Below are 22008 nucleotides of genomic sequence, written 5' to 3' on the forward strand. Positions count from 1 at the left end.
GCGAAGCCTCCTGGCTTCGTGCGCAAAAAGTGTGGGTTCAGACGTTGATCGAGGAAGGTGGGGCGCGGCTGCGCGCGCCGGGGAATACAGCCTGCCGGGCATGGCCCTGGCGCGTGGGTGCGAACAGGTGGGTGGTGGGTACGACGCTGCCGGCACTGAGCGGGCTGAGGGCCTGGGGCAGGGCCGGGCAGTTGAACAACAGGCTGCAGTAACCGCACTTTTCCCACATCACATGCAGCTGGCCATCGCCAGTCTGGCCGTGATGGGTGTCGCCGCCATGCTGATGGGCGGTGGCCATCGGCATGTCCATCGGCATGCTCATGCCGGCGTGGTGGTCCATCGGCATCGACTGGGAAATCAGCGGGCCGATGAAGATCATCCACATGGCGAACAGGCTCAGCCATCCGCCACCGGCGCGCCTGCGGTCAGGGCGAGTGGTACGGCTGATGCTGTTGCGCGGCAGGCTCATGGCGAGTGCCTTTCAGCGGCTGATCAGTGCGCGTGTTCGTGGGCTTGCGGCTGGTCCGTCGGCGCCTGCTTCTGCACGGCCACATCGACGGTGATATCGCCGGCCTTTTCGAAGTGCAGGGTCAACGGGAAGCGCTTGCCGTCGCTGAGCAGGCTGCGGTCCTTGGGCTGCATCAGCATCACATGGTAGGCGCTGGGGGCGAAGGTCAAGTCCTTGCCGGCGGGCACCACCACGCTGGGTATCTGCTGCATCTTCATGGCACCGCTGGCGCTCATGGCATGCTCGTGCAGTTGTGCGTCATCGCTGATGGGGCTGTCGACACCGAGCAGGCGGTCGTCGGCCTGGCCATTGTTGTGCACCACGAAATACGCCGCGACGTTGGGGGCGTTGGGGGGCAGTTGCAGTGACCAGGGGTGGGCGATGTGCAGGTCACCCACGCTGTATTCGTGGGCATTGGCAAAGGCGCCGGGCAGCAACAGGGCGGCCATGACGAGGGCGTGCTTGAGCATGGTGAATCTCCGTTTCTGTTCAGGTTCAGGCAGACAGCGTGAAGAACTCAGGCCAGCGGAGAGGCACGGGGGTTGAGCGCCGGCCAGAGTTGGCGCGGCGTGGCGTGGTAGTCGGCGGGTGGCGGCAGCAGGCCGGCCAGCAGTATCGGCGGGTTGTGCAGCTGCGGCGGGTAGCCGGGCAAGGCCAGCAGTGGCGCGGCACCGGAGCAGCACCAGCAATTCATCATGCTGGCGCTGTCGTCGCTTTGCGGGCCGAGGTCGATCTTGGCCAGGGCCTGGACGTCGACCTTGGCCTTGTTGGCCATGCTGGAACAGAAGGCCCCCCACAGCAGCTGCTCGGCCGGGCCCTTGGGCGCGGCGGAAGACAGCGGCATGGCCAGCAGGTTGAACAGCACTGCAAGGCAGGCTATCCAGGCGATGTGCCGACGTGGGGGCATGGAGAGATCCGGTCAGGAATCGTGGTGGGTATTGTAAGGCGGAGTATAGGTAAAAATGGCGGGGTGCGGTGAAGTGACGCAGGCCGGGCCCTTCGAGGGGCAGCTTTGCAGCCCAATCGCCGGCAAGCCAGCTCCCACAGGGACCCGCACAGATTTCAGGGCCTGTGTTAAACCTGTGGGAGCTGGCTTGCCGGCGATGAAGATCAAGGTACCCTCAAGCCTTGTTGCGGCCCATCAACCCACGCACGGTCTCCTGCAGGTCTGCCGGCAGCACCACCACCTTGGCATTGCTGCTGCCCGCCAGGTTCTCCATGGCCCCCACATAGCGCTCGCCCAACAGGTACATCGCCGGCACGGTCTCGTTGCCGACCGCGTCCTTGACCAGCGAAATCGCCCGCGCCGAGGCCTCGGCCAGGCTGATCTGCGCTTCGGCATCCAGCCTGGCAGCCTGCAAGCGTGCTTCTGCTTCCAGAATCGCCGCCTGCTTGGCCCCTTCGGCACGGGTCACGTCGGCCTTGCGCTCACGCTCGGCTGCCGCCTGGCGCTCCATGGCCAGTTGCATGTTCTCCGAGGGTTTGATGTCCTGGATTTCCACCGAGCGTACGGTCACGCCCCAGTCTTCGGTCTGCTCGGACATCGCCTCGCGCAGGCGCGCCTTGATCTGCTCGCGGCTGGACAGCGCTTCGTCCAGGTCCATGGCCCCGACGATGGCGCGCAGCGAGGTCATGGTCAGGCTGGTGACGGCGAACGAGAAGTCCTGCACGCCATAGGAGGCCTTCTGTGGGTCGACCACCTTGGCGAAGCACAGGGCGTTGGCGACGATCACGGCGTTGTCCCGGGTGATGATTTCCTGCTGCTGCACATCGAGGATGATGTCCTTGGTAGGCAGGCGATAGGCGACCACGTCCATGTACGGGATGACGATGTTCAGGCCGGGCTTGAGCGTGCTCTGGTAGCGGCCCAGGCGCTCGACGACCCATTCTTCGCCCTGGGGCACGATGCGCACCCCTTTGAACACGGTGATCAGGACGAACAGGGCGATGGCGACGACGACGATGAGGCTGGTCATGATGCGAAATTCCTTTTAGTGCGGATTCAGGCCCGAATGACCCGGGCGGTGTTCCCTTCGATGGCGGTCAGGCGTACCCGCTCGCCGGCCGCGATCTCGCTGTCGGCGATGCAGGTCCATTCCTCGTTGCCGAGGATAGGCTTCTGGAAGCGCACACGGCCTTTCTGGAACTCCGAGACACCAGCAGTCAGCAGCCCCACTTCACCGATCACGCTTTCGGCGGTCCAGCGCACGTCTGGTTGCTTGCGCCGGAACAGCTTGAACCACAGTGCCGTGGTGACTGACGACATCAAAACCCACAGCAGCACCTGCATGTCCAGTTGCAGGCTTGGGGCGGCCAGCGAAATGAGCGATACCAGCACGGCGCCGATGCCGAACCAGAGGATGAAGAACGTCGGCAGGACCAGTTCGAGCAGGATCAGCGCGATGCCGAAGACCAGCCAGATCCACCATTGCATTTCCATATGGGTAGCGCCTTCCGGGGGAGAGTGCCGAGTTTAAGGCAGCAGTGCGGCACATGGCCACTTCATGGTTTGCAAGAAAAGTCCGAACATACTGTAGGCCACAGGGGGGCTGCAGTGTGCTTGCGACATTTGTTACTGCAGGTCGAGTGCCGCAGCCAGGTCGGCTGGCGAATCGAATGCCCGGTCCACATCCGGCAAAGCCGGTCGCTTCAGGATCAGCACAGGTATCCCCAGCTCCCGCGCCACCTCCAGCTTCGGTTCGGTCGCTACGCTGCCGCTGTTCTTGCTGATCAGCACATCGATCTTGCGGCGCTGGAACAACGCCCGCTCATCCTCGATATGGAACGGCCCGCGCGCGCCAATCACTTCGCAGCGATCGTTGCCAGGGCACGTTTCCAACGCACGCAAGGTCCAGAACTGCTCCAGCGGTATCTCGTCCAGATGTTGCAGCGGCTCACGCCCGAGCGTGAACAATGGCCTGCGAAACGGCTTGAGTGCCTCGATCAACCCCGCCCAATTCTCGACTTCGCGCCAGTCGTCCCCCGCTTGTGTCTGCCAGGCCGGGCGGCGCAAGGCCCAGCACGGAATACCGGCCAAGCGTGCGGCGTTGGCCGCGTTGCGGCTGATCTGCGCGGCATAGGGATGGGTAGCATCGATCAGCAACGTGATGCCTGCATCGTGCAGGTAGTTCGCCAGCCCTTCGGCACCGCCAAAGCCGCCGACCCGAACCTGGCATTGCAGGTCCTGCGGCACCCGGCCGATGCCCGCCAGGCTGTAGACATGCTGCGGGCCCAGGCGGCGAGCGATGGCCAGGGCTTCGGTGACGCCGCCCAGCAGCAGGATGCGCCCGTTCATTGCACACCCGCCCGGCCGACGATGCCACCCTGGCGATCGATGGCGAACACCTCCACCTGCACCTGCGCCGGCACCACGCTGCGGGCGAAGGCCAGGGCGTGGGCGCACACCGCGTCACCCAAGGGAATGCCGGCTGCATGGGCCAGTGCCAGGGCCTGTTGGCTGGTGTTGGCAGTAATGATCGATGCCTGCAGCGCTGCGTCGGCGCCGATGTCCGCCGCCCAGCCGGCCAGTTGCGGCAGGTCGATGCTGGAATGACGGCTGTGCAGGTCCATGTGCCCGGCAGCCAGTTTGCTGATCTTGCCGAAACCGCCGCACAGGGTCAGGCGTGGCACCGGTACCTTGCGCAGGTGCTTGAGCACCGCACCGACGAAGTCGCCCATTTCGATCAGGGCTATTTCCGGCAGGCCATAGACGCGGCGCATGGTGTCTTCGCTGGCGTTCCCGGTGCATGCGGCGATATGCGTGTAGCCGTTGGTGTGGGCGACATCGATGCCTTGGTGGATCGAGGCAATGTAGGCCGCGCAGGAAAACGGCCGCACGATGCCGCTGGTGCCGAGGATCGACAGACCGCCGAGGATGCCCAGCCGCGGGTTCATGGTCTTCAGGGCCAGTTGCTCGCCGCCCTGCACATTGACCGTGACTTCGAAACCGCCGGGGTAGCTGCATTCGTCTGCCAAGCGTTGCAGGTGGTCGCTGATCATGCGCCGTGGCACCGGGTTGATGGCCGGCTCACCCACCGCCAGCACCAGCCCCGGGCGGGTCACGGTGCCGACGCCGGTGCCGGCGACAAAACGGATGCCCGGTTCGGCCATCAGGCGCACCTGGCTATAGAGCAGGGCGCCATGGGTCACGTCCGGGTCGTCGCCGGCGTCCTTGAGCGTGCCCGCTTCGGCACCTTGGCTGGTGAGGCGGCAGAACTCCAGGCGCATCTGCACCACCTTGCCCTTGGGCAGGGTGATGCTGACGGCGTCGCTGCTCTCGCCTCCCAGCAGCAAGCGCGCTGCCGCCAGGCTGGTGGCAGTGGCGCAGCTGCCGGTGGTCAGGCCGCTGCGCAGGGGGGCGGGCTGTTCGCGGGTTTCTTCACGCATTGGCGGGTTTCACCACGTCCAGCAAGGTGATCGGCAGCGCCTGGCGCCAAGTGTCGAACGCGCCCAATGGCTGGGCATGGGCGACATGGATGCGGGTCAGCTCGCCACCGTGGCGTTCACGGAAATGCGCCAGGGCCAGTTCGCTTTGCAGGGTCACCGCATTGGCTACCAGCCGGCCGCCGGGGCGCAGGCTTGCCCAGCACAGGTCGAGCACACCTTCGCGGGTGACGCCGCCACCGATGAAGATCGCATCCGGTTGCTCCAGGCCTTCCAGCGCCGCTGGTGCCTTGCCGCGGACCAGTTGCAGGCCGGGTACACCCAACGCATCGCGGTTGTGTTCGATGAAGCCCTGGCGGCCTTCGTCGGCCTCGATGGCCAAGGCGCGGCAGGCCGGGTGGGCGCGCATCCATTCGATGCCGATCGAGCCGCAGCCGGCGCCCACGTCCCACAGCAACTCGCCGGGCTGTGGTGCCAGGCGGGCCAGGGTGATGGCGCGGACATCGCGCTTGGTCAGTTGGCCGTCATGCCGGAAGGCGCTGTCCGGCAACCCGGCCAGTCGGTGCAGGCGCGGGGCCTCGGGCGTGGCCAGGCACTCGATGGCTACCAGGTTGAGCGCGGCGACATCGCTGTGCGGCCAGTCCTGGGCGGTGCCGGCCAACTCACGTTCGTCCACGCCACCCAAGTGTTCGAAGACTCGCAGGCGGCTTGGCCCGAAGCCCCGCTCGCGCAGCTGCGTGGCAATTGCTGCCGGGCTGTCGCCGTCGTTGCTCAGCACCAGCAGGCGCACGCCGCTGTGCAGATGGGCATTGAGCGCAGCCAGGGGCCGAGCGACCAGCGATACCACCTGCACGTCCTGCAGTGGCCAGCCCAGGCGGGCGGCGGCCAGGGCGCAGGAGGAGGGCATCGACAGCACGCGTATTTCAGCGGCGGGCAGTTGGCGCGCCAAGCTGGCGCCGACGCCGTAGAACATCGGGTCGCCGCTGGCCAGCACGCATACTGGCTCACCGCGCAGAGCCAGGACCGGGGCCAGCGAGAACGGGCTTGGCCAGCCCAGCCGTTCGCCGGCCACGCAGCGTGGCAGCAAGGCCAGCTGGCGCGGGCTGCCGAAGATCCGCGCAGCGCCCAGCAGCGCGCGCCGGGCCTGCTTGCCCAGGCCGCTGAAGCCGTCTTCGCCGATACCTACTACTGTCAGCCAGGGTGCCATGGATACCTCTTCAAGACCCTGGGGCTGCTGTGCAGCCCATCGCGACACAAGGCCGCTCCCACAGGGAATGGTGATCCCTGTGGGAGCGGCCTTGTGTCGCGATGGGGTGCGCAGCGCCCCCAAAATTTCTGCTCAAACTCGAATGATGCTCGACCACCGGCTTTTCATGCCGCCGGACAAAGCAGGCATAATACCGCGCCTTCTACACTCAAGCGCATTTTCACAGATTGCCGGACGCCCCTTTGACCCAGGCCCATGCCTCCCATGTATCGCCCCGTCCCTCGGCCTGCCCGGGGTTGTGGCGCATCGTCAGTGCCCGTGATGGCGGCATCTGCCGCATCAAGCTGCCGGGCGGCCTGCTGCTGGCCGACCAGGCCGACGCAGTGGCGGCGGCTGCCGAGCGTTTCGCCGGTGGCGTGATCGAGGCCACCAACCGCGGCAACCTGCAGATTCGCGGCATCGGCAGCGACCATCGCGGCCTGGTCGAGACACTGCTCGCTGCCGGCCTGGGCCCACGTGATGCCGCCGGTGACGATGTGCGCAACCTGATGCTCAGCCCGCTGGCCGGGCATGACCCGGCGATGCTGCTGGACGCTCGACCGTTGGCCGGGCAGATCCTCGACCTGCTGGAGGGCACCCCGCGCTTTCACCAGTTGTCGGCCAAGTTCGCCGTGCAGCTGGATGCCGGCGAAAACCTGGCCATGCTCGAACACCCCCATGACCTGTGGCTGTCTGCCCTGCGCCTGGGGCAGCAGACCTGGCTGGCGTTTGGCCTGGCAGGTTGCCCGGCAGACGGCCAGGTGCTCGGTGCGGTGCCGGCGGACCAAGGCCTGGTGCTGGTGCGTGCGGTGCTGGAGCGCTTCCTCGACCTGGCCACCCCGGCACAGTCGCGCATGCGCCAGTTGCTCGAGGTATGTTCGGCAACCGATTTCATCGACGGGCTTGGCCTGGCCATCCGCCGCGATGCCGCCGTGCTCGCATGGCGACGTGAACCGCGCAGCGCCTCGTGGCTGGGCGTTCTGCCCCAGGCGCAGGGCATCGCCTTGGGCGTTGCCCCGCCGCAGGGGCGCCTGACCCCGGCCATGCTGCGTGGCGCTGCGCGCGTTGCCCGTGAACATGGCGATGGCAGCCTGCGCCTGAGCCCCTGGCAAAGCCTGGTGCTGACCAACTTGCAAGCGCAACACATCGACCACGCCCAGGCCGGGTTGTCCGCACTGGGCCTGCTATGCCATGACCATGAGCCACTGGCACGCATAAGCGCCTGTACCGGCGCCAGTGGCTGTGCCAAGGCCCTGGGCGAGACCAAGGCCGACGCCGTCACCCTGGCCGCACTGCTCGGCCCTGGTGTGCCCGGCAGCGTGCACTTGTCCGGTTGCCCCCGATCCTGCGCCGTGGCCCATGTTGCCCCGGCCACCCTGCTGGCCCGCGCGCCGGGCCGTTACGACCTGTACCTGCGTGATGCGCGCCAGCCGGGCTTCGGCGCCCTGCGCGCCACCGACCTTACCTTGAATGAAGCAGGCGCCATGCTCGACCTGCCGACGGAGCACCTTGATGATTGACTACATCCGCGATGGTCAGGAGATCTATCGCAATTCCTTCCGGATCATCCGCGAGGAAGCCCGACTCGAGCGGATCCCCGCAGACCTCGAAAAGCTCGCCGTGCGCGTGATCCACGCCTGTGGCATGGTCGACGCCATCGATGGCCTGCAGTTCTCCGAAGGCGCCGGCCGGGCCGGACGCGAGGCGTTGCTGAACGGCGCGCCGATCCTGTGCGATGCGCACATGGTCGCCGAAGGCATCACCCGCGCCCGGCTGCCCGCCGACAACAAGGTCATCTGCACCCTGCGCGACCCGAGCGTACCGGGCCTGGCGAAAGACGCCGGCAACACCCGTTCCGCCGTGGCCCTGGAACTGTGGCGGCCGCACCTGGAAGGCAGTGTGGTGGTGATCGGCAATGCGCCTACCGCACTGTTCTATCTGCTGGAAATGCTCGACGCCGGCGCCCCGAAACCAGCACTGATCCTCGGCTTCCCGGTCGGCTTTGTCGGTGCCGCCGAGTCCAAGGCGATGCTCGCCGCCGACAGCCGTGGCGTGCCGTTCGTGATCATGCAGGGCCGCCTGGGCGGCAGCGCGATGGCCGCAGCTGCGGTCAACGCCTTGGCCACGGAGGTGGAATGATGGCGCCGCGTGGACGTCTGCTGGGCCTGGGCGTGGGCCCTGGCGACCCAGAACTGATTACCCTCAAGGCCCTGCGCCTGCTGCGTGAAGCGCCAGTGGTTGGCTACTTCGTGGCCAAGGGCAAGCGCGGCAACGCCTTCGGCATCATCGAGGCGCACCTGCAGCCCGAGCAGACCCTGCTGCCGCTGGTCTACCCGGTAACCACCGAAGCGCTGCCAGCGCCGCTGTCCTATGAACAGGTGATCAGCGACTTCTACGACGAGGCCAGCGTGCAGGTAGCCGAGCACCTGGATGCCGGCCGCGACGTGGCGGTTATCTGTGAAGGCGACCCGTTCTTCTATGGTTCCTACATGTACCTGCACGACCGCCTGGCGCAGCGCTACGAGGCCGAAGTGATCCCCGGCGTCTGCTCGATGCTCGGTGGCGCCTCGGTACTGGGCGCGCCGCTGGTTTACCGCAATCAGAGCCTGTCGGTGCTGTCTGGCGTGTTGCCGGCCGAAGAGCTCAAGCGTCGCCTGGCCGACGCCGACGCGGCGGTGATCATGAAGCTTGGCCGCAACTTCCCCAAGGTGCGCGAAGTGCTGGCCGAACTGGGCCTGGACGGGCGTGCGCTGTATGTGGAGCGGGCGACCATGGCCAACCAGAAAATCGTGGCGCTGGACCAGGTCGACCCACAGTCGTCGCCGTACTTCTCGCTGATCATCGTGCCGGGTGAAAAATGGCAGGGCTGAACATGCACCAGGCACCGGCGATCGTCATCCTTGGCCAGGGCAGCCTGGCCACGGCGCAGCGTATCCAGCAGTGTTATCCACAAGCATCGATCCATGGCCTGGAAGGCCGGGTCGAGGGTGCCGACCTTTGCTACACCGCGTTCGGCGATACCCTGCGTGGGCTGTACCAGCAGAACACGCCGATCATCGCCCTGTGCGCGGCGGGTATCGTCATCCGCAGCCTGGCCAGCCTGCTCAGCGAGAAAGGTGTCGAGCCACCGGTACTGGCCGTGGCCGAAGACGGCAGTGCCGTAGTGCCGTTGCTTGGTGGCCTTGGCGGTGTGAACGTGATGGCGCGCGAAATCGCTGAAGCACTGGGCGTTGCTGCGGCCATCACCACCAGTGGCGAGCTGCGTTTCGGCACCTGTCTGCTGAACCCGCCACAGGGCTATGCGCTGGCGGATATCGAGCAAGGCAAGCGCTTTGTCTCCGACCTGCTGGCTGGCGAGGCGGTGCGCATCGAAGGTGACGCGCCGTGGCTGCAACAGGCGCAGTTGCCTGCCAGCGAGGCGGCTCGGCGTACCATCCATGTGGGGCACCAGGCCCGCCCGGCCAGCCGCGACGAGCTGCTGATCCACCCGCGTTCGGTGGTAGTGGGTGTTGCTGGCGGTAGCCTGGCCAGTATCCGGGCGGCATTGCAGCAGGCCGGCATCGCCGAGCCTGCAGTGGCCTGCCTGCTGGCCGATGAGCAAGCCATGGCCGACAGCGCCCTGCATGAGGCCGCACAGACCCTGGGTGTTGCCTTGCGCTTTGCTGCCAGGACGCATGATCTGGCCGGGATGGTTGCTGCGGCATTGCCTGCTGCGCAGCTGATCGAGGTGGCAGACGTGGTCATCGCGGTGGCGCCTGCCCCGGTCGAGGTGGCGCAGATCGGTCGTCGTCGGGGTCGTCTGGCGGTCATCGGCCTGGGGCCGGGTGCAGCCGAGCTGATGGTGCCGGCGGTCAAGGCCGAGCTGGCGCAAGCCGAGGATGTGCTCGGTTACGAAACCTACGTGCGCATGGCCGGGCCGTTCCGTGACGACCAGGTGCTGCACTGCACCGACAACCGTGAAGAGATGCAGCGTGCCCGGCATGCCTTCGAACTCGCGGCCCAGGGCCGTTCGGTGGTGGTGGTGTCGTCGGGCGACCCGGGTGTGTTCGCCATGGCAGCTGCGGTACTTGAAGCGTTGCACGCGTCCACGGACCCGGCCTGGCACCGGGTGGATCTCGAGATCCTGCCGGGGGTGTCGGCCTCGCTCGCGACCGCCGCCCAGGCGGGTGCGCCGCTGGGGCATGACTTCTGCGTGATGTCGCTGTCGGACAACCTCAAGCCGTGGTCGATCATTGAAAAGCGCCTGGACCTGGCGGCCCAGGCTGACCTGGTGCTGGCGTTCTACAACCCGATTTCCAAGGCAAGGCCGCACCAGCTCGGGGTAGCGCTGGAGGTCGTGCGCCGGCACCGCGAGGGTAACACGCCTGTAGTCCTTGGCCGTGACATCGGTAGGCCGGGGCAGACGCTGAAGGTCGTCACATTGGCCGAACTGCTGCCGGAAATGGTCGACATGCGCACCATGGTGCTTGTCGGCTCATCTACAACCTGCGTGTTTCCTCGCTTGTCGGGCGGGGCGTGGGCCTACACCCCGCGTTGGTACCCGTCGGCTGACTAGTTGCACCGGAAACCCTTCAGCGCGCTGCATCCTGGGCGCGCTGGCTAAGGTGGTCGCCCCTGACTCGGGGGGCAACCATCTAGGAGTTTCCACATGTCCACAGAAACACAAGTCACTGCGACCGACACAGCCATCCTGGTCGAAGGCAACCTGCTGGCCTGCGGCGCAGGCATGTCTTCGCAAAGCCGTCATGACGTAAAGAACGCCTTCCACTTTGCCACCTTGGTGGCTGACAAGTCCTTCGATGCCGAAAAACAGAGCAGGGAGTGGTACGACCGGTTCATCGATGTCATGCGTGATCTTGGCTTTACCATCCCTCGTCGCACCTTCGAGCTGGAAACCTCTGCCGAGTTGTCTGTCACCGTAGGCGCTGTCGCTATACGGGCGATCGGTGCGGTCGGCAATGCAGTGCTGGGTGGTACCAAGTTGGGTGTGCTGGCCAAGGCGGCTTTCGACAAACTCACCACCGTCGAAAATGACGTCAAGGTGGTCGATCACAAGCGCAAGAACAAGGTCAGGGGCATGGTCGGGATGGCCGCCTGCGTCGAAACCGACAACAACGATGTGGTCATGGTGGTGAGCTGCATCCAGGCCTCTGCCCCCAAACTGGAGGATGACATCCTGGGTATCCAGTGGAAGCTGGAAAAGACCGAGTACTACGCCGGCATGGCTGTGCTCACCCTCAACACTTTCGTCTACGACAAGGTCCGCGAAACCGTGGAAAACAAACTCGGCGTGCGCAGCGTCGAGAACGTTCTCCAGTACGACATCTGATTGCAGGGCGGCGTTGTTGCAACGCCGCCTTGTTCGGCTCTTTGTGACGAGGCAATGCAATGGACAGAACAGCTGAACAACTGATGTTGATTGGCGGGACGGCATTACTGTATCGCGCGGACGCTGGCCAGATTCAACGCCAGGCTGCCTTCGACTCCATCCTTTACGCCCAGTTGGTGGCCAACAGGAATGCGGGGTCACGCTTTGACAACTATGAAGCCTGGTATGACGCCTATCGCGAGGCATACCGGCAACTGGGCTGGATCAAGCTGGCCAGTACGCATGACTTGAAACAGCTGGGGCAGCCCGCGCGCAGCGCGCAGATACAGCCACTCGAGGCGTGGCTGACGATGCGCTCGATCCGTCATGAGGCTGTGCTGGCTGCAGTAAGAAGTGGCCTGGGCCGATCGATCGAAGGTTTTCGTCACCAGCTGAAGTTCAGCACGCAGGGTTCGCAGCTGGTGATCGAGCTTGGCTTGCTCAAGCCGGGCCCGGTCCTCGATCTTTGCAGTATCACCTTCCAATTCGACGCACCGATCGCCGGCATACCCCAGGACATGCTGCTGGTCGAAAAGGCGCTGGAGGGTGAAGCCGGGTTCAATGGCGTTTCCTTGCAGCTGGATAACGGGCGTTTCCAACATCAGCGAGATGAGCTGGAGGCATTGATGAAAACCAAGGATGCACAAGGGGAGTATCGGTTCGACCTGCATTAGGCAATGGCTATGGCGCCAGGTAGCCTTTGATACCGGTAAAGATGATTTGCGCAGCCAGGGCGCAGACGAACAGCCCCATCAGCCGGCTGACGATCTGCAGGCCCTGGTCGCCGAGTATGCGCTCGATACGGTGCGACAAGTACAGCACCAGGCCGACGGTGAAGCTGGCCAGGGCGATGCTGATGATGGCCAACAGCTTGTCGTCCCAGTGCGGGTGGCCGACGCCCATTACCAGCAGTGCACCGATGGTGCCCGGGCCGACGGTGAGCGGGATGGTCAGCGGCACGATGGTGACATCCTGCTGGACGTTGTCGGCCTGTACCGCAGACTTGCCTTGGGCCATGCCCAGTGCCGAAATGAACAGCACACTGCCAGCGCCGATGCGGAAGGCGTCGGCGGTGATGCCGAAGATGCCGAAGATCGCCCGACCGAACAGGTACAGCAGGACACTGGCGATGAGTGCGGCGATGGCCACCTTCCATGCCAGCTGCTTGCGCTCCTTGCTGGAATGGCCGCGGGTCAGGCTGATGAAGCACGACAGCACGAAGAACGGGCTGTAGAGCACGAGCATTTTCAGGTAGACGCTGAACAACTCATGGAGCATGGGGAAGCCCCTGGCAGGAAAGGTGAGGGGAAGTGTATCAGTAGGATCGTGGTTGTCTTCACTGGCCTAATCGCCGGCAAGCCAGCTCCCACAGGTACTGTGCATATCTTGAGATCGGTGCGGTCGGTGTGGGAGCTGGCTTGCCGGCGATGAGGCCAGTACAGGCAGTACAGGTCAGGAACTATGCACCGGATCCACCTTGGCTTCCCGGTGGTTGGCCCAGTACTGGATCAGCTCTCGCAACTGCGACAGTTCCACCGGTTTGGCCATGTGCCCGTCCATGCCCGCCAGGCGGGCGCGTTCCTTGTGTTCGGCAAGTATGTGCGCGGTCAGCGCCACCACCGGGGTGCGCTGGCGCTGGTTGGCGGCTTCCCAGGCGCGCAGCTGCTGGGTGGCCGAGAAACCGTCGAGTATCGGCATTTCGCAGTCCATTAGCACCAGGTCATAGCGCTGCGCCTTCATCGCCTGCAAGGCCTCTTCACCATTGCTGGCGGTGTCGGGCTCGAGGTTGAGCTTGCCAAGCATGCCGCGGATCACCTTGGTCGAGATGCTGTTGTCCTCGGCGACCAGCACGCGGAAGTCGTCGGGCAGGTCCAGTGCCTGGGGGATGCCAGGCAAACTGGCCGGTACGGCTTGCTCGCGGCCGCGCTGGGCCAGCTCTTCGGCCAGGGTGGTTTTCAGTGTGTAGCCGGCCACCGGCTTGGCGAGGATCCGCTTGACCCCTGCGTTGCGCGCAATGACCTTGCTCGGCGCGTTGCTGATACCGGTGAGCATCACCACCAGGATGTCGTGGTTCAGGCTCGGGTCTTCCTTGATCTTGGCGGCCAGCTGCATGCCGGTCATGCCCGGCATGTTCTGGTCCAGCAGCACGGCATCGAAGTAGTCGCGCAGGTGGGCCTTGGTGCGCAGCAGGGCCAGTGCTTCCTTGCCCGACGGGACCGCGCTGACGTTCATGCCCCAGGCGCTGCACTGCTGTACCAGCACCTTGCGGCAGGTGTCGTTGTCGTCCACCACCAGTACGCGAGCATCACGCAGCGGGCTGTCGAGGTCGGCCGGTGGTTGTTCCAGGCGCGAAGGGTCCAGCGGCAGGGTCAGCCACAGGGTATTGCCCATGCCGCTGCTGCTCTTGATGCCGAACTCGCCCTGCATCAGCCCGATCAGCTGCTTGGCGATGACCAGCCCCAGGTGGCCGCCCAGCTTGTTGCTGGACAGGAAGTGGTGGCTGTGCAACTCGGCCTGCAGCAAGGCTTCGCGGTCAGCGGCCGGCAACGGTTCGCCGCTGTCCTGCACGGCGATGCGCAGGCGCGGTACCTCGCCGCGCTGGTCCAGCGCCACTACCAGCAGGATCTCGCCCTGGTCGGTGTTTTTCAGGGCATTCTCCAGCAGGCTCGACAAGGCCTGGCGCAGGCGCGTCGGGTCGCCGCTGATCACCCGTGGTACCTGCGGTTGGGTGAAGCTGATCAGTTCGATGTTCTGCTGTTCGGCCTTGGCGCGGAAGATGTTCAGGCAATCTTCGATCAGCGCGTTGAGGTCGAACTGCACGTCATCGAGTTCGATCTGCCGGGATTCGAGCTTGGAAATGTCGAGAATCTCGTTGATCAGCGTCAGCAGTTCGTTGCCGGCGCTGTGAATGGTCTGCACGTAGTCGCGTTGCTTGACCGACAGCGGCGTGCCCAGAAGTAGCTCGGTCATTCCCAGCACACCGTTCATGGGGGTACGGATTTCGTGGCTGATCTTGGCCAGGAACTCGGCCTTGGCGTTGATTTCGGCATCGCTGGCGGCCAGTGCGCGGCTGGCGCTGAAGCGCTCCTCGCTAATGCGCCGCAGGCGTTCACTGACGGCCAGGTTGAGCAGCAGGCCGCTGGCCACGGTCAGGCCCAGCAGGATGCACAGCAGCCAGGGCGTCGAGGTACGGGTCAGGCCCAGCAGCGCTGGCAGCAGCACCAGGCCACCGAGGTTGAACACCACCATGGCCAGACTGAACAGACGTGCGGGCGCATAGCCCTTGTACCAGTGGTAACTGCTGACCAGCAGCATGCTCACGCTGCCCAGGGCCATCAGGGCGTAGGTCATCAGGTTGAGGGGCAGGGTGTCGACGAACAGCAGCACCAACCCGCTCACCCCGACCAGCAGCATCTCGCCCTGCAGCAGACGGTTTAGCCGTGGCGAGTTGCATGGCGAGAAGAAATGCTGGGTGAAACCCAGCCCCGCCAGGCCGGCCAGGACCAGCGTCAGGTATGCGGCGGGTGTTTGCGCGCTATGCCAAACGTGCCACCAGGGGCCACTGAGGTTCAGCAGGATCAGGCCGCTGAGCAGCATCAGGCCGTGGTACAGCGCCAGAATCAGGGTGGTGCTGGAGCGGCTGTAGAGGAAGCGGATCAGGTTGTGCATGATCAGCATCACCAGGCCGCCGAACAGCATGCCGAACAGCAGTGGCTGGCGTTGGTCGGAGGCTGCCACGGCCGCAGGCTCCAGGCTGATGGCCGGGCGCAGCTGGTGCTCGGAAACCAGGCGCAGGTAGATATCCAGGGGTTGCTTGCTGTTGGGCAGGGGTAGTACATGGTCGCTGCCACGCAGGGTCGGGCTGGCATTGCCGGCCTGGCGCCCGTGGTGCAGCTGACGCAGAAGCTTGTCGCCCTCGAGGGCGTAGAGGTCCAGGCCAGAAAGGTCTGGGGCGAAAACCCGCAGCAGTTTTTCCTGCTCGCCGGGCTCCAGGCGGTAGTGCAGCCACAGGGCCTGTTCCGCAGGAGCGGCATCCAGGTCGGCCAGTACCAGCGGGCTGAACTGGTTGCGGTAACGTTCGGAGCGCACGTCGCTCAGTTGCAGGTTGGCCTGTTCGTCGAGCATAACGGCCCAGCCTCCGTCATGTTCGGCCGCCGCCGGGAACATGCAGAGCAAGGTCAGCAAGCTGACGATCAGAGCTGAGGCAATCCGAAGCCGACGCACTACGAAATCCCTTCTTAGCCTAGGTGCCGGGTATTAACTATGCGCGGCGCGCCAAGTCGAAGGCAAGGCCCCTTTGGGCCCTGTCGACGAGCCGGATGCCGCAGGCGCAAGGTGCTGGAGCGCACTGCGGCAGCCCGGTACAACTTACTGCTGGTGCTCACCGCGTTCGCGGGCGATGGCCCGGTAGCCGATATCGGTGCGGTAGAAACTGCCGTTCCAGCTGATTTCCTTGGCCAGGCGGTAAGCCTGCTGCTGCGCGTCGGCAACGGTGCTGCCCATGGCGGTGGCACACAGCACGCGCCCGCCGTTGGTAGTCACCTTGCCATCCTTGAGCGCAGTACCGGCGTGGAACACCTTGCCTTCGATCTTCGCGGCAGCGTCCAGGCCGTTGATCACGTCACCCTTGGCGTAGTCGCCCGGGTAGCCGCCGGCAGCCAGCACCACGCCCAGGCTCGGGCGCGGGTCCCACTGTGCTTCGACCTTGTCCAGCGCCTTGGCGAAGGCGGCCTCGACCAGCAGCACCAGGCTCGACTCCAGGCGCAGCATGACTGGTTGGGTCTCAGGGTCGCCGAAGCGGCAGTTGAACTCGATGACCTTGGGGTTGCCCGCCTTGTCGATCATCAGGCCGGCGTAGAGGAAACCGGTGTAGACGTTGCCTTCCTCGGCCATGCCGCGCACGGTCGGCCAGATCACCTGGTCCATCACGCGCTGGTGCACTTCGGCGGTGACCACCGGGGCAGGGGAGTAGGCACCCATGCCGCCGGTGTTCGGGCCGGTGTCCTGGTTGCCGACGCGCTTGTGGTCCTGGCTGGTGGCCATGGGCAGCACGTTCTGGCCGTCGACCATGACGATGAAGCTGGCTTCCTCGCCGTCGAGGAACTCCTCGATCACCACGCGGGAGCCCGCATCGCCGAAGGCGTTGCCGGCCAGCATGTCACGCACGGCGGCTTCGGCTTCTTCCAGGGTCATGGCGACGATCACGCCCTTGCCCGCGGCCAGGCCATCGGCCTTGATCACGATCGGCGCGCCTTTTTCCTGCAGGTAGGCCAGCGCCGGCTCGATTTCGGTGAAGTTCTGGTAGTCGGCGGTCGGGATCTTGTGTCGCGCCAGGAAGTCCTTGGTGAAAGCCTTGGAGCCTTCCAGCTGGGCCGCGCCCTTGGTCGGACCGAAGCAGTCCAGGCCGCGGCTGCGGAACAGGTCGACCACGCCGATGACCAGCGGTGCTTCCGGACCGACGATGGTCAGGTCGACGTTCTTCTCGGCGAAGTCAGCCAGTTGCTCCAGGGCGCACACGTCGATGGCGACGTTCTCGCACTTGGCTTCAATGGCGGTGCCGGCGTTGCCCGGGGCAACGAAGACTTTCTCGACGCGTGGGTCCTGGGCGACTTTCCAGGCCAGGGCGTGCTCACGGCCGCCGCTGCCGATGATCAAAACTTTCATGTCAAAACCTCGAATTTTGTCTGGCCGATCCCGCTTCCTGTAGGAGCGGCCTTGTGTCGCGAAAGGGGCGCGTAGCGGCCCCAGGTTTTCAGCTTCACAGCAGAAATTGCTGGGGCCGCTTTGCGGCCCTATCGCGACACAAGGCCGCTCCTACAAGGGCCGGCGATCGGCCCTGCATCTGTTTAGTGGCGGAAGTGGCGCATACCGGTGAAGACCATGGCGATGCCGGCTTCGTCAGCGGCAGCAATCACCTCGGCATCACGCATCGAACCACCCGGCTGGATCACGGCGCTGATACCCACTTTAGCCGCATTGTCGATGCCATCACGGAACGGGAAGAACGCATCCGACGCCATGACTGCACCCTGCACCTGCAGGCCGGCATGCTCGGCCTTGATTGCAGCAATGCGCGCGGAGTTGACGCGGCTCATCTGGCCGGCGCCGACGCCGATGGTCTGGCGCTGCTTGGCGTAGACAATGGCGTTGGACTTGACGAACTTGGCCACTTTCCAGGCGAACACCAGGTCGTTGATCTCTTGCTCGGTTGGCGCACGCTTGGTGACGATCTTCAGGTCATCGGCAGTGATCATGCCGATATCGCGGCTCTGCACCAGCAGGCCACCGTTGACGCGCTTGAAGTCCCAACCGGCAGCGCGCTCGGCAGGCCACTCGCCGCACTCCAGCAGGCGTACGTTCTGCTTGGCGGCAACCACTTCGCGGGCAGCCTGGGAAATTTTCGGGGCGATGATCACTTCGACGAACTGGCGGTCGACGATGGCCTTGGCGGTTTCGCCGTCCAGTTCGCGGTTGAAGGCGATGATGCCGCCGAACGCCGACTCGGTGTCGGTTGCGTAGGCCAGGTCGTAGGCCTTGCGGATGCCGCCTTCGTCTTCAGGTACCACGGCCACGCCGCACGGGTTGGCGTGCTTGACGATGACGCAGGCCGGCTTGACGAAGCTCTTCACGCACTCCAGCGCGGCATCGGTGTCGGCCACGTTGTTGAACGACAGTTCCTTGCCCTGCAGCTGGATGGCGGTGGAAACGCTGGCTTCGCCTTTCTTCGCTTCTACGTAGAACGCCGCGCTCTGGTGCGGGTTTTCGCCGTAACGCATTTCCTGGGCCTTGACGAACTGGCTGTTGAAGGTGCGCGGGAACTCGCTGCGGCCTTCAGTGCTCAGGGTTTCTTTGGCCTGGTCGATGGTGCCCATGTAGTTGGCGATCATGCCGTCGTAGGCAGCAGTGTGCTCGAACGCCTTGAGCATCAGGTCGAAGCGCTGGGCGTAGGTCAGGCCACCGGCCTTGAGGCCTTCGATGATGCCGGCGTAGTCGCTGGCGTTGACCACGATGGCCACGTCCTTGTGGTTCTTGGCAGCCGAGCGGACCATGGTCGGGCCGCCGATATCGATGTTCTCGATGGCGGTCGGCAGGTCACAGCCAGGCTTGGAGATGGTGGCTTCGAACGGGTACAGGTTGACTGCTACCAGGTCGATCGGCTTGATGCCGTGCTCATTCATGATGGCGTCGTCGGTGCCGCGACGGCCGAGGATGCCACCGTGGATTTTCGGGTGCAGGGTCTTGACCCGGCCATCCATCATTTCGGCGAAGCCGGTGTAGTCGGCCACTTCCACCGCGTTGACGCCGTTGTCCTTGAGCAGCTTGTAGGTGCCGCCGGTGGACAGGATCTCGACACCGAGCTGCTGCAGCTCACGGGCAAATTCGAGGATACCGGTCTTGTCGGAGACGCTGATCAGGGCGCGGCGGACTGGCAGGCGGGTAGTCTGGTCGGTCATTTCGGGTTCCAATAACGCGGTGGAGTCAGCAAAAAAGGCGCCTCTGTTCAGGGAGCCGCCTTTTCTGGTTGGGATTCTGGCTTACAACAAGTCGTACTGCTTGAGCTTCTTGCGCAGGGTGCCTCGGTTCAGCCCGAGCATCTCGCTGGCCTTGGTCTGGTTGCCCTTCACGTAGTTCATCACGCTTTCGAGCAGGGGCGCCTCGACTTCGGAGAGCACCAGGTTGTACACGTCCGTCACGGTCGCGCCTTCCAGGTGGGCGAAGTAGTTGTGCAGCGCCTTCTCGACGCTGTCGCGAAGGGTCTGGCCCTCCTCGCTCGGCGTGTTGAGGTGCTGTTTCAGGTTGGCGTTGTCGCTCACGGGCGTTGTTCCACTCACAAATGTCTCGGTCATCATCGTCATGCGGCCACCCCTTGTCCGTCCTCTGTCTCAAGGCTCTGTCGACGTTCGCTGAAAAACGCGCGAACGTTGGCGCACTGCGCTTGTGTGTCTTCCAAAGCGTTGAACCGGGAGCGAAACTCCTTGCCGCCGGGTCGTGTTGCCAGGTACCAGCCAACGTGCTTGCGGGCGATACGTACGCCCATCACATCGCCATAGAAGGCATGCAGCGCGGCCAGGTGCTCCAGCAGGATGCGTTCCACTTCCTCCAGCTGCGGCGCTGGCAGGTGTTCGCCAGTGCGCAGGTAATGCTCGATCTCGCGAAAGATCCATGGCCGCCCTTGGGCGGCCCGGCCGATCAACAGGCCATCGACCCCGGTGGCGTCCAGCACCGCCCGGGCCTTTTCTGGCGAGGTGATATCGCCGTTGGCAAAAACCGGGATCGACACCGCCTGCTTGATGGCAGCGATGGTGTCGTATTCGGCTTCGCCGGTGTACAGGTCGGCGCGTGTGCGGCCATGCACCGCCAGCGCCTGGATGCCGGCCTGCTCGGCAATCTTCGCCACGTTCAGGCCGTTCTTGTTCGCCCGGTCCCAGCCGGTGCGGATCTTCAGGGTCACCGGGACGTCCACGGCGCCGACCACGGCGTGGAGAATCTCGCTGACCAAGGCTTCATCTCTCAATAAAGCAGAGCCTGCGGCTTTGTTGCAGACTTTTTTTGCCGGGCAGCCCATGTTGATATCAATGATCTGGGCGCCTGCTTCGACGTTGGCCTTTGCCGCCGCTGCCATCATCTGCGCATCACCACCGGCGATCTGTACCGAGCGTGGCTCGGGATCACCTTCATGGATGCGGCGCAGGCTCGACTTGCGGCTGTTCCAAAGGCTCATGTCACTGGAGACCATTTCCGACACCACCATGCCGGCGCCCAGGCGCTGGCAAAGTGTACGGAAAGGCTGGTCCGTGACCCCGGCCATGGGCGCGAGGATCAGGTTGTTGCGTAGTGTGTATGGGCCGATGCGTACCGCCGACATAGGTGATCCCTGTTGTGGGGCCGAATCTTGGAGTTCGAAAAAGGGTTGGCATGATACCCGCTCTCGGTGACCGGATAAAGATGGATTTGGATAAAATCTGAACAGTTGTCGGCTTATGACTTTTGGTATGGGTGAGGTCCAGGACCTTGCGCGGCCCCTGTGGGAGCGGGCCTGCCCGCGAAGCAGGCGGCGCAATGGATGGCACGGGCTTCGCCCGTGTTCGCGGGCACGCCCGCTCCCACAGGGCTGCTGGTTATTCCGGCGAACGGAAGCTCAGGCTGTAATTAACGGCCTTCGGCCCTGGGTCGAGGATGTCCAGGGCGATATGGATCGGGGTCTGGCTTGGCATTTCGCCGCGCCCGGCCAGTTCGCCGGACAGGTATTCGCTGGGCTTGAAGCGACGGCTGGCGATCAGCTGGCCATTGAGGTCGGCGAAGCGCAGCTCCAGCAGCGGGAACGGCTGGGCGAACGGCGCGCGGTTGTAGATGATCGCATCGACGATCAGAGCGCCCTTGAAGTCCGGGTGGCTACGAACCACCAGGTTGCTGCTCTTGATTCGGGCGATATCGACGCGGGTCGGCACCTCGCAGCCGACCAACGGGCAGATTTGCTGGAAGATCGGCCGGTATTGGTCCTGGCGGGCCATTTCGTCGAAATGGAACCAGACGTACTGGAACGCAAGCAAGCCAGCGGCCAGCAGTGTCAGGAAGCCCCACAACAAGCGCTTGCCCCAGTTGGGTGCGGGCTGTTCCCAGCCTAGTTGCAGGGGGTCGTCGACCACATCTACCAGCGGCTCCTTGCGCGCCGGGCGCTCGGCTTTGCCGGCTAGGCCTGGTTCAAGACGTTCGCCGGGCAGCGGCTCGACAGGTTCGTCGTCGCGCGCTGACAGGTGCAGCTCCAGTGGCTCGTCGTCGCGGGCGCTCAGGCCCCGTACAGGGGCCTCATCATCGGCGGCCCGCAGCGGTTCGTTGAATTCGGGGTGGTCATCGATTGCGGCGGTACGGTGTACCGGTGGTTCGTCGTCGATGTCCAGGTCAAGATTGCCACCTAACGTCGGCTCGGTACGCGCGCCTGGGGCGGGTTCCAGGTCCAGCTCCAGGGGCTCCGGCTCCCGCAGCACGGGCGTGGGTTCTACTGCCTGTTGCGGCTCGAACGGCTCATCGGTTGCCGTACCGAACAGGTCGTCGGCATGTTCGTCCGGGTGCAGTTCGTCACGCCTCGCCTGCAGGCCGTCGTCCTGGCTTGCCGGGCGAGCCGAGGCCGGTTGGCCGCGGCGCTCCAGGCGCTCCAGTTCCATGTCGAGGTCGAGCGCTTCCAGCGCCTGGGTGGTGAGCGCCCAGTCCTCGTCCGAGGGGGCGCTGGGCTCGCTGGCGACTGGCTGGGGTGCGATCGCCGGTTCGACCAGCGGTTCGGCAGGTGCAGCTGGCATCGGCACCGCAGGTGCGCTGGCTCCGCTGGCGCGGTTCTGCTCCAGCAGCTGCCTGGCGGCGTTGAACACCTGCAGGCAGTGGCCGCAGCGCACTACACCGCGGGCCACGCTCAACTGGTGGTGGGTGACGCGAAAGCTGGTCTGGCAATGCGGGCACTGGGTGACGAAACTGTCGGTCATGCGGCAATCCGGGAGCTGTGCAGAAAAG

21 protein-coding genes are annotated in these 22008 nt (G+C 64.8%); 6 read left to right on the forward strand and 15 right to left on the reverse strand.

All coding sequences use genetic code 11. The features are described from left to right. Positions 1–37: 37 nt before the first annotated feature. From IMX18_RS00400 to cbiE, 8 genes are all read right to left on the reverse strand, one after another. Positions 38–469, reverse strand: a complete 432-nt coding sequence (locus IMX18_RS00400; RefSeq protein ID WP_217189972.1) for a DUF2946 domain-containing protein — start codon at positions 467–469, stop codon at positions 38–40. Positions 470–492: 23 nt separating this feature from the next. After that, positions 493–978 (reverse strand): copper chaperone PCu(A)C, encoded by a 486-nt coding sequence (locus IMX18_RS00405; protein ID WP_054573584.1) that lies wholly within the window; start codon positions 976–978, stop codon positions 493–495. Positions 979–1025: 47 nt separating this feature from the next. Continuing rightward, a complete protein-coding gene (locus IMX18_RS00410; RefSeq protein WP_024087799.1) occupies positions 1026–1415 on the reverse strand; it encodes a DUF2946 domain-containing protein in 390 nt (129 codons plus the stop codon). Between the two features lie 214 nt (positions 1416–1629). After that, positions 1630–2484, reverse strand: a complete 855-nt coding sequence (locus IMX18_RS00415; protein WP_013974384.1) for an SPFH domain-containing protein — start codon at positions 2482–2484, stop codon at positions 1630–1632. Positions 2485–2510: 26 nt separating this feature from the next. Continuing rightward, positions 2511–2948, reverse strand: coding sequence for an NfeD family protein (locus IMX18_RS00420; RefSeq protein WP_003257542.1), 438 nt, complete (start codon positions 2946–2948; stop codon positions 2511–2513). Positions 2949–3080: 132 nt separating this feature from the next. Continuing rightward, positions 3081–3803: a cobalt-precorrin-6A reductase gene (locus tag IMX18_RS00425; protein ID WP_015271962.1), complete on the reverse strand. Its 723-nt coding sequence runs from the start codon at positions 3801–3803 to the stop codon at positions 3081–3083. Next, complete coding sequence (locus tag IMX18_RS00430; RefSeq protein ID WP_191472088.1) at positions 3800–4894, reverse strand: cobalt-precorrin-5B (C(1))-methyltransferase; 1095 nt, start codon at positions 4892–4894, stop codon at positions 3800–3802. Before IMX18_RS00430 ends, IMX18_RS00425 begins: the two co-directional genes overlap by 4 nt. Beyond that, on the reverse strand, positions 4887–6098 hold the full coding sequence (cbiE, locus tag IMX18_RS00435; RefSeq protein ID WP_182328905.1) for a precorrin-6y C5,15-methyltransferase (decarboxylating) subunit CbiE: 1212 nt from the start codon (positions 6096–6098) through the stop codon (positions 4887–4889). The genes IMX18_RS00430 and cbiE overlap by 8 nt, the downstream gene beginning before the upstream one ends. A gap of 227 nt (positions 6099–6325) precedes the next feature. Here cbiE and cobG point away from each other — a divergent pair, with 227 nt between their 5' ends. The 6 genes from cobG (at position 6326) to IMX18_RS00465 (ending at position 12179) form a co-directional block, all read left to right on the forward strand. Further along, positions 6326–7657, forward strand: coding sequence for a precorrin-3B synthase (gene cobG / locus IMX18_RS00440; protein WP_170977521.1), 1332 nt, complete (start codon positions 6326–6328; stop codon positions 7655–7657). Then, positions 7650–8276 carry a precorrin-8X methylmutase gene (locus IMX18_RS00445; protein WP_003257545.1) on the forward strand — a complete coding sequence of 209 codons (627 nt, stop codon included), beginning with the start codon at positions 7650–7652 and terminating at the stop codon, positions 8274–8276. The genes cobG and IMX18_RS00445 overlap by 8 nt, the downstream gene beginning before the upstream one ends. Next, positions 8273–9007, forward strand: a complete 735-nt coding sequence (locus IMX18_RS00450) for a precorrin-2 C(20)-methyltransferase (RefSeq protein WP_182328907.1) — start codon at positions 8273–8275, stop codon at positions 9005–9007. The genes IMX18_RS00445 and IMX18_RS00450 overlap by 4 nt, the downstream gene beginning before the upstream one ends. Continuing rightward, positions 8995–10692: a precorrin-3B C(17)-methyltransferase gene (gene cobJ, locus IMX18_RS00455; protein WP_217189971.1), complete on the forward strand. Its 1698-nt coding sequence runs from the start codon at positions 8995–8997 to the stop codon at positions 10690–10692. Before IMX18_RS00450 ends, cobJ begins: the two co-directional genes overlap by 13 nt. Before the next feature lie 93 nt (positions 10693–10785). Further along, positions 10786–11466, forward strand: coding sequence for a hypothetical protein (locus IMX18_RS00460; protein WP_061303513.1), 681 nt, complete (start codon positions 10786–10788; stop codon positions 11464–11466). Between the two features lie 59 nt (positions 11467–11525). After that, positions 11526–12179, forward strand: a complete 654-nt coding sequence (locus IMX18_RS00465; RefSeq protein ID WP_224765893.1) for a hypothetical protein — start codon at positions 11526–11528, stop codon at positions 12177–12179. Between the two features lie 7 nt (positions 12180–12186). Here IMX18_RS00465 and IMX18_RS00470 read toward each other — a convergent pair whose 3' ends face one another. The 7 genes from IMX18_RS00470 to IMX18_RS00500 form a co-directional block, all read right to left on the reverse strand. Continuing rightward, positions 12187–12783: a MarC family protein gene (locus IMX18_RS00470; RefSeq protein ID WP_013974374.1), complete on the reverse strand. Its 597-nt coding sequence runs from the start codon at positions 12781–12783 to the stop codon at positions 12187–12189. A 174-nt stretch (positions 12784–12957) separates the two neighbouring features. Next, complete coding sequence (locus IMX18_RS00475) at positions 12958–15729, reverse strand: hybrid sensor histidine kinase/response regulator (protein ID WP_100413359.1); 2772 nt, start codon at positions 15727–15729, stop codon at positions 12958–12960. A 144-nt stretch (positions 15730–15873) separates the two neighbouring features. After that, entirely contained in the window at positions 15874–17169 is a 1296-nt protein-coding gene (gene purD / locus IMX18_RS00480) for a phosphoribosylamine--glycine ligase (RefSeq protein ID WP_015271953.1), read from the reverse strand. 182 nt (positions 17170–17351) lie between these two features. Continuing rightward, a complete protein-coding gene (gene purH, locus IMX18_RS00485) occupies positions 17352–18959 on the reverse strand; it encodes a bifunctional phosphoribosylaminoimidazolecarboxamide formyltransferase/IMP cyclohydrolase (protein WP_015271952.1) in 1608 nt (535 codons plus the stop codon). 81 nt (positions 18960–19040) lie between these two features. Next, positions 19041–19361 carry a DNA-binding transcriptional regulator Fis gene (gene fis, locus IMX18_RS00490; RefSeq protein WP_012274390.1) on the reverse strand — a complete coding sequence of 107 codons (321 nt, stop codon included), beginning with the start codon at positions 19359–19361 and terminating at the stop codon, positions 19041–19043. Beyond that, positions 19358–20371, reverse strand: coding sequence for a tRNA dihydrouridine synthase DusB (dusB, locus tag IMX18_RS00495; protein ID WP_015271951.1), 1014 nt, complete (start codon positions 20369–20371; stop codon positions 19358–19360). Before dusB ends, fis begins: the two co-directional genes overlap by 4 nt. A gap of 253 nt (positions 20372–20624) precedes the next feature. Then, on the reverse strand, positions 20625–21980 hold the full coding sequence (locus IMX18_RS00500; protein WP_054573588.1) for a DUF3426 domain-containing protein: 1356 nt from the start codon (positions 21978–21980) through the stop codon (positions 20625–20627). Positions 21981–22008 lie beyond the last annotated feature (28 nt).

Source organism: Pseudomonas shirazica (assembly GCF_015168335.1).
Classification (GTDB): Bacteria; Pseudomonadota; Gammaproteobacteria; order Pseudomonadales; family Pseudomonadaceae; genus Aquipseudomonas; species Aquipseudomonas asiatica.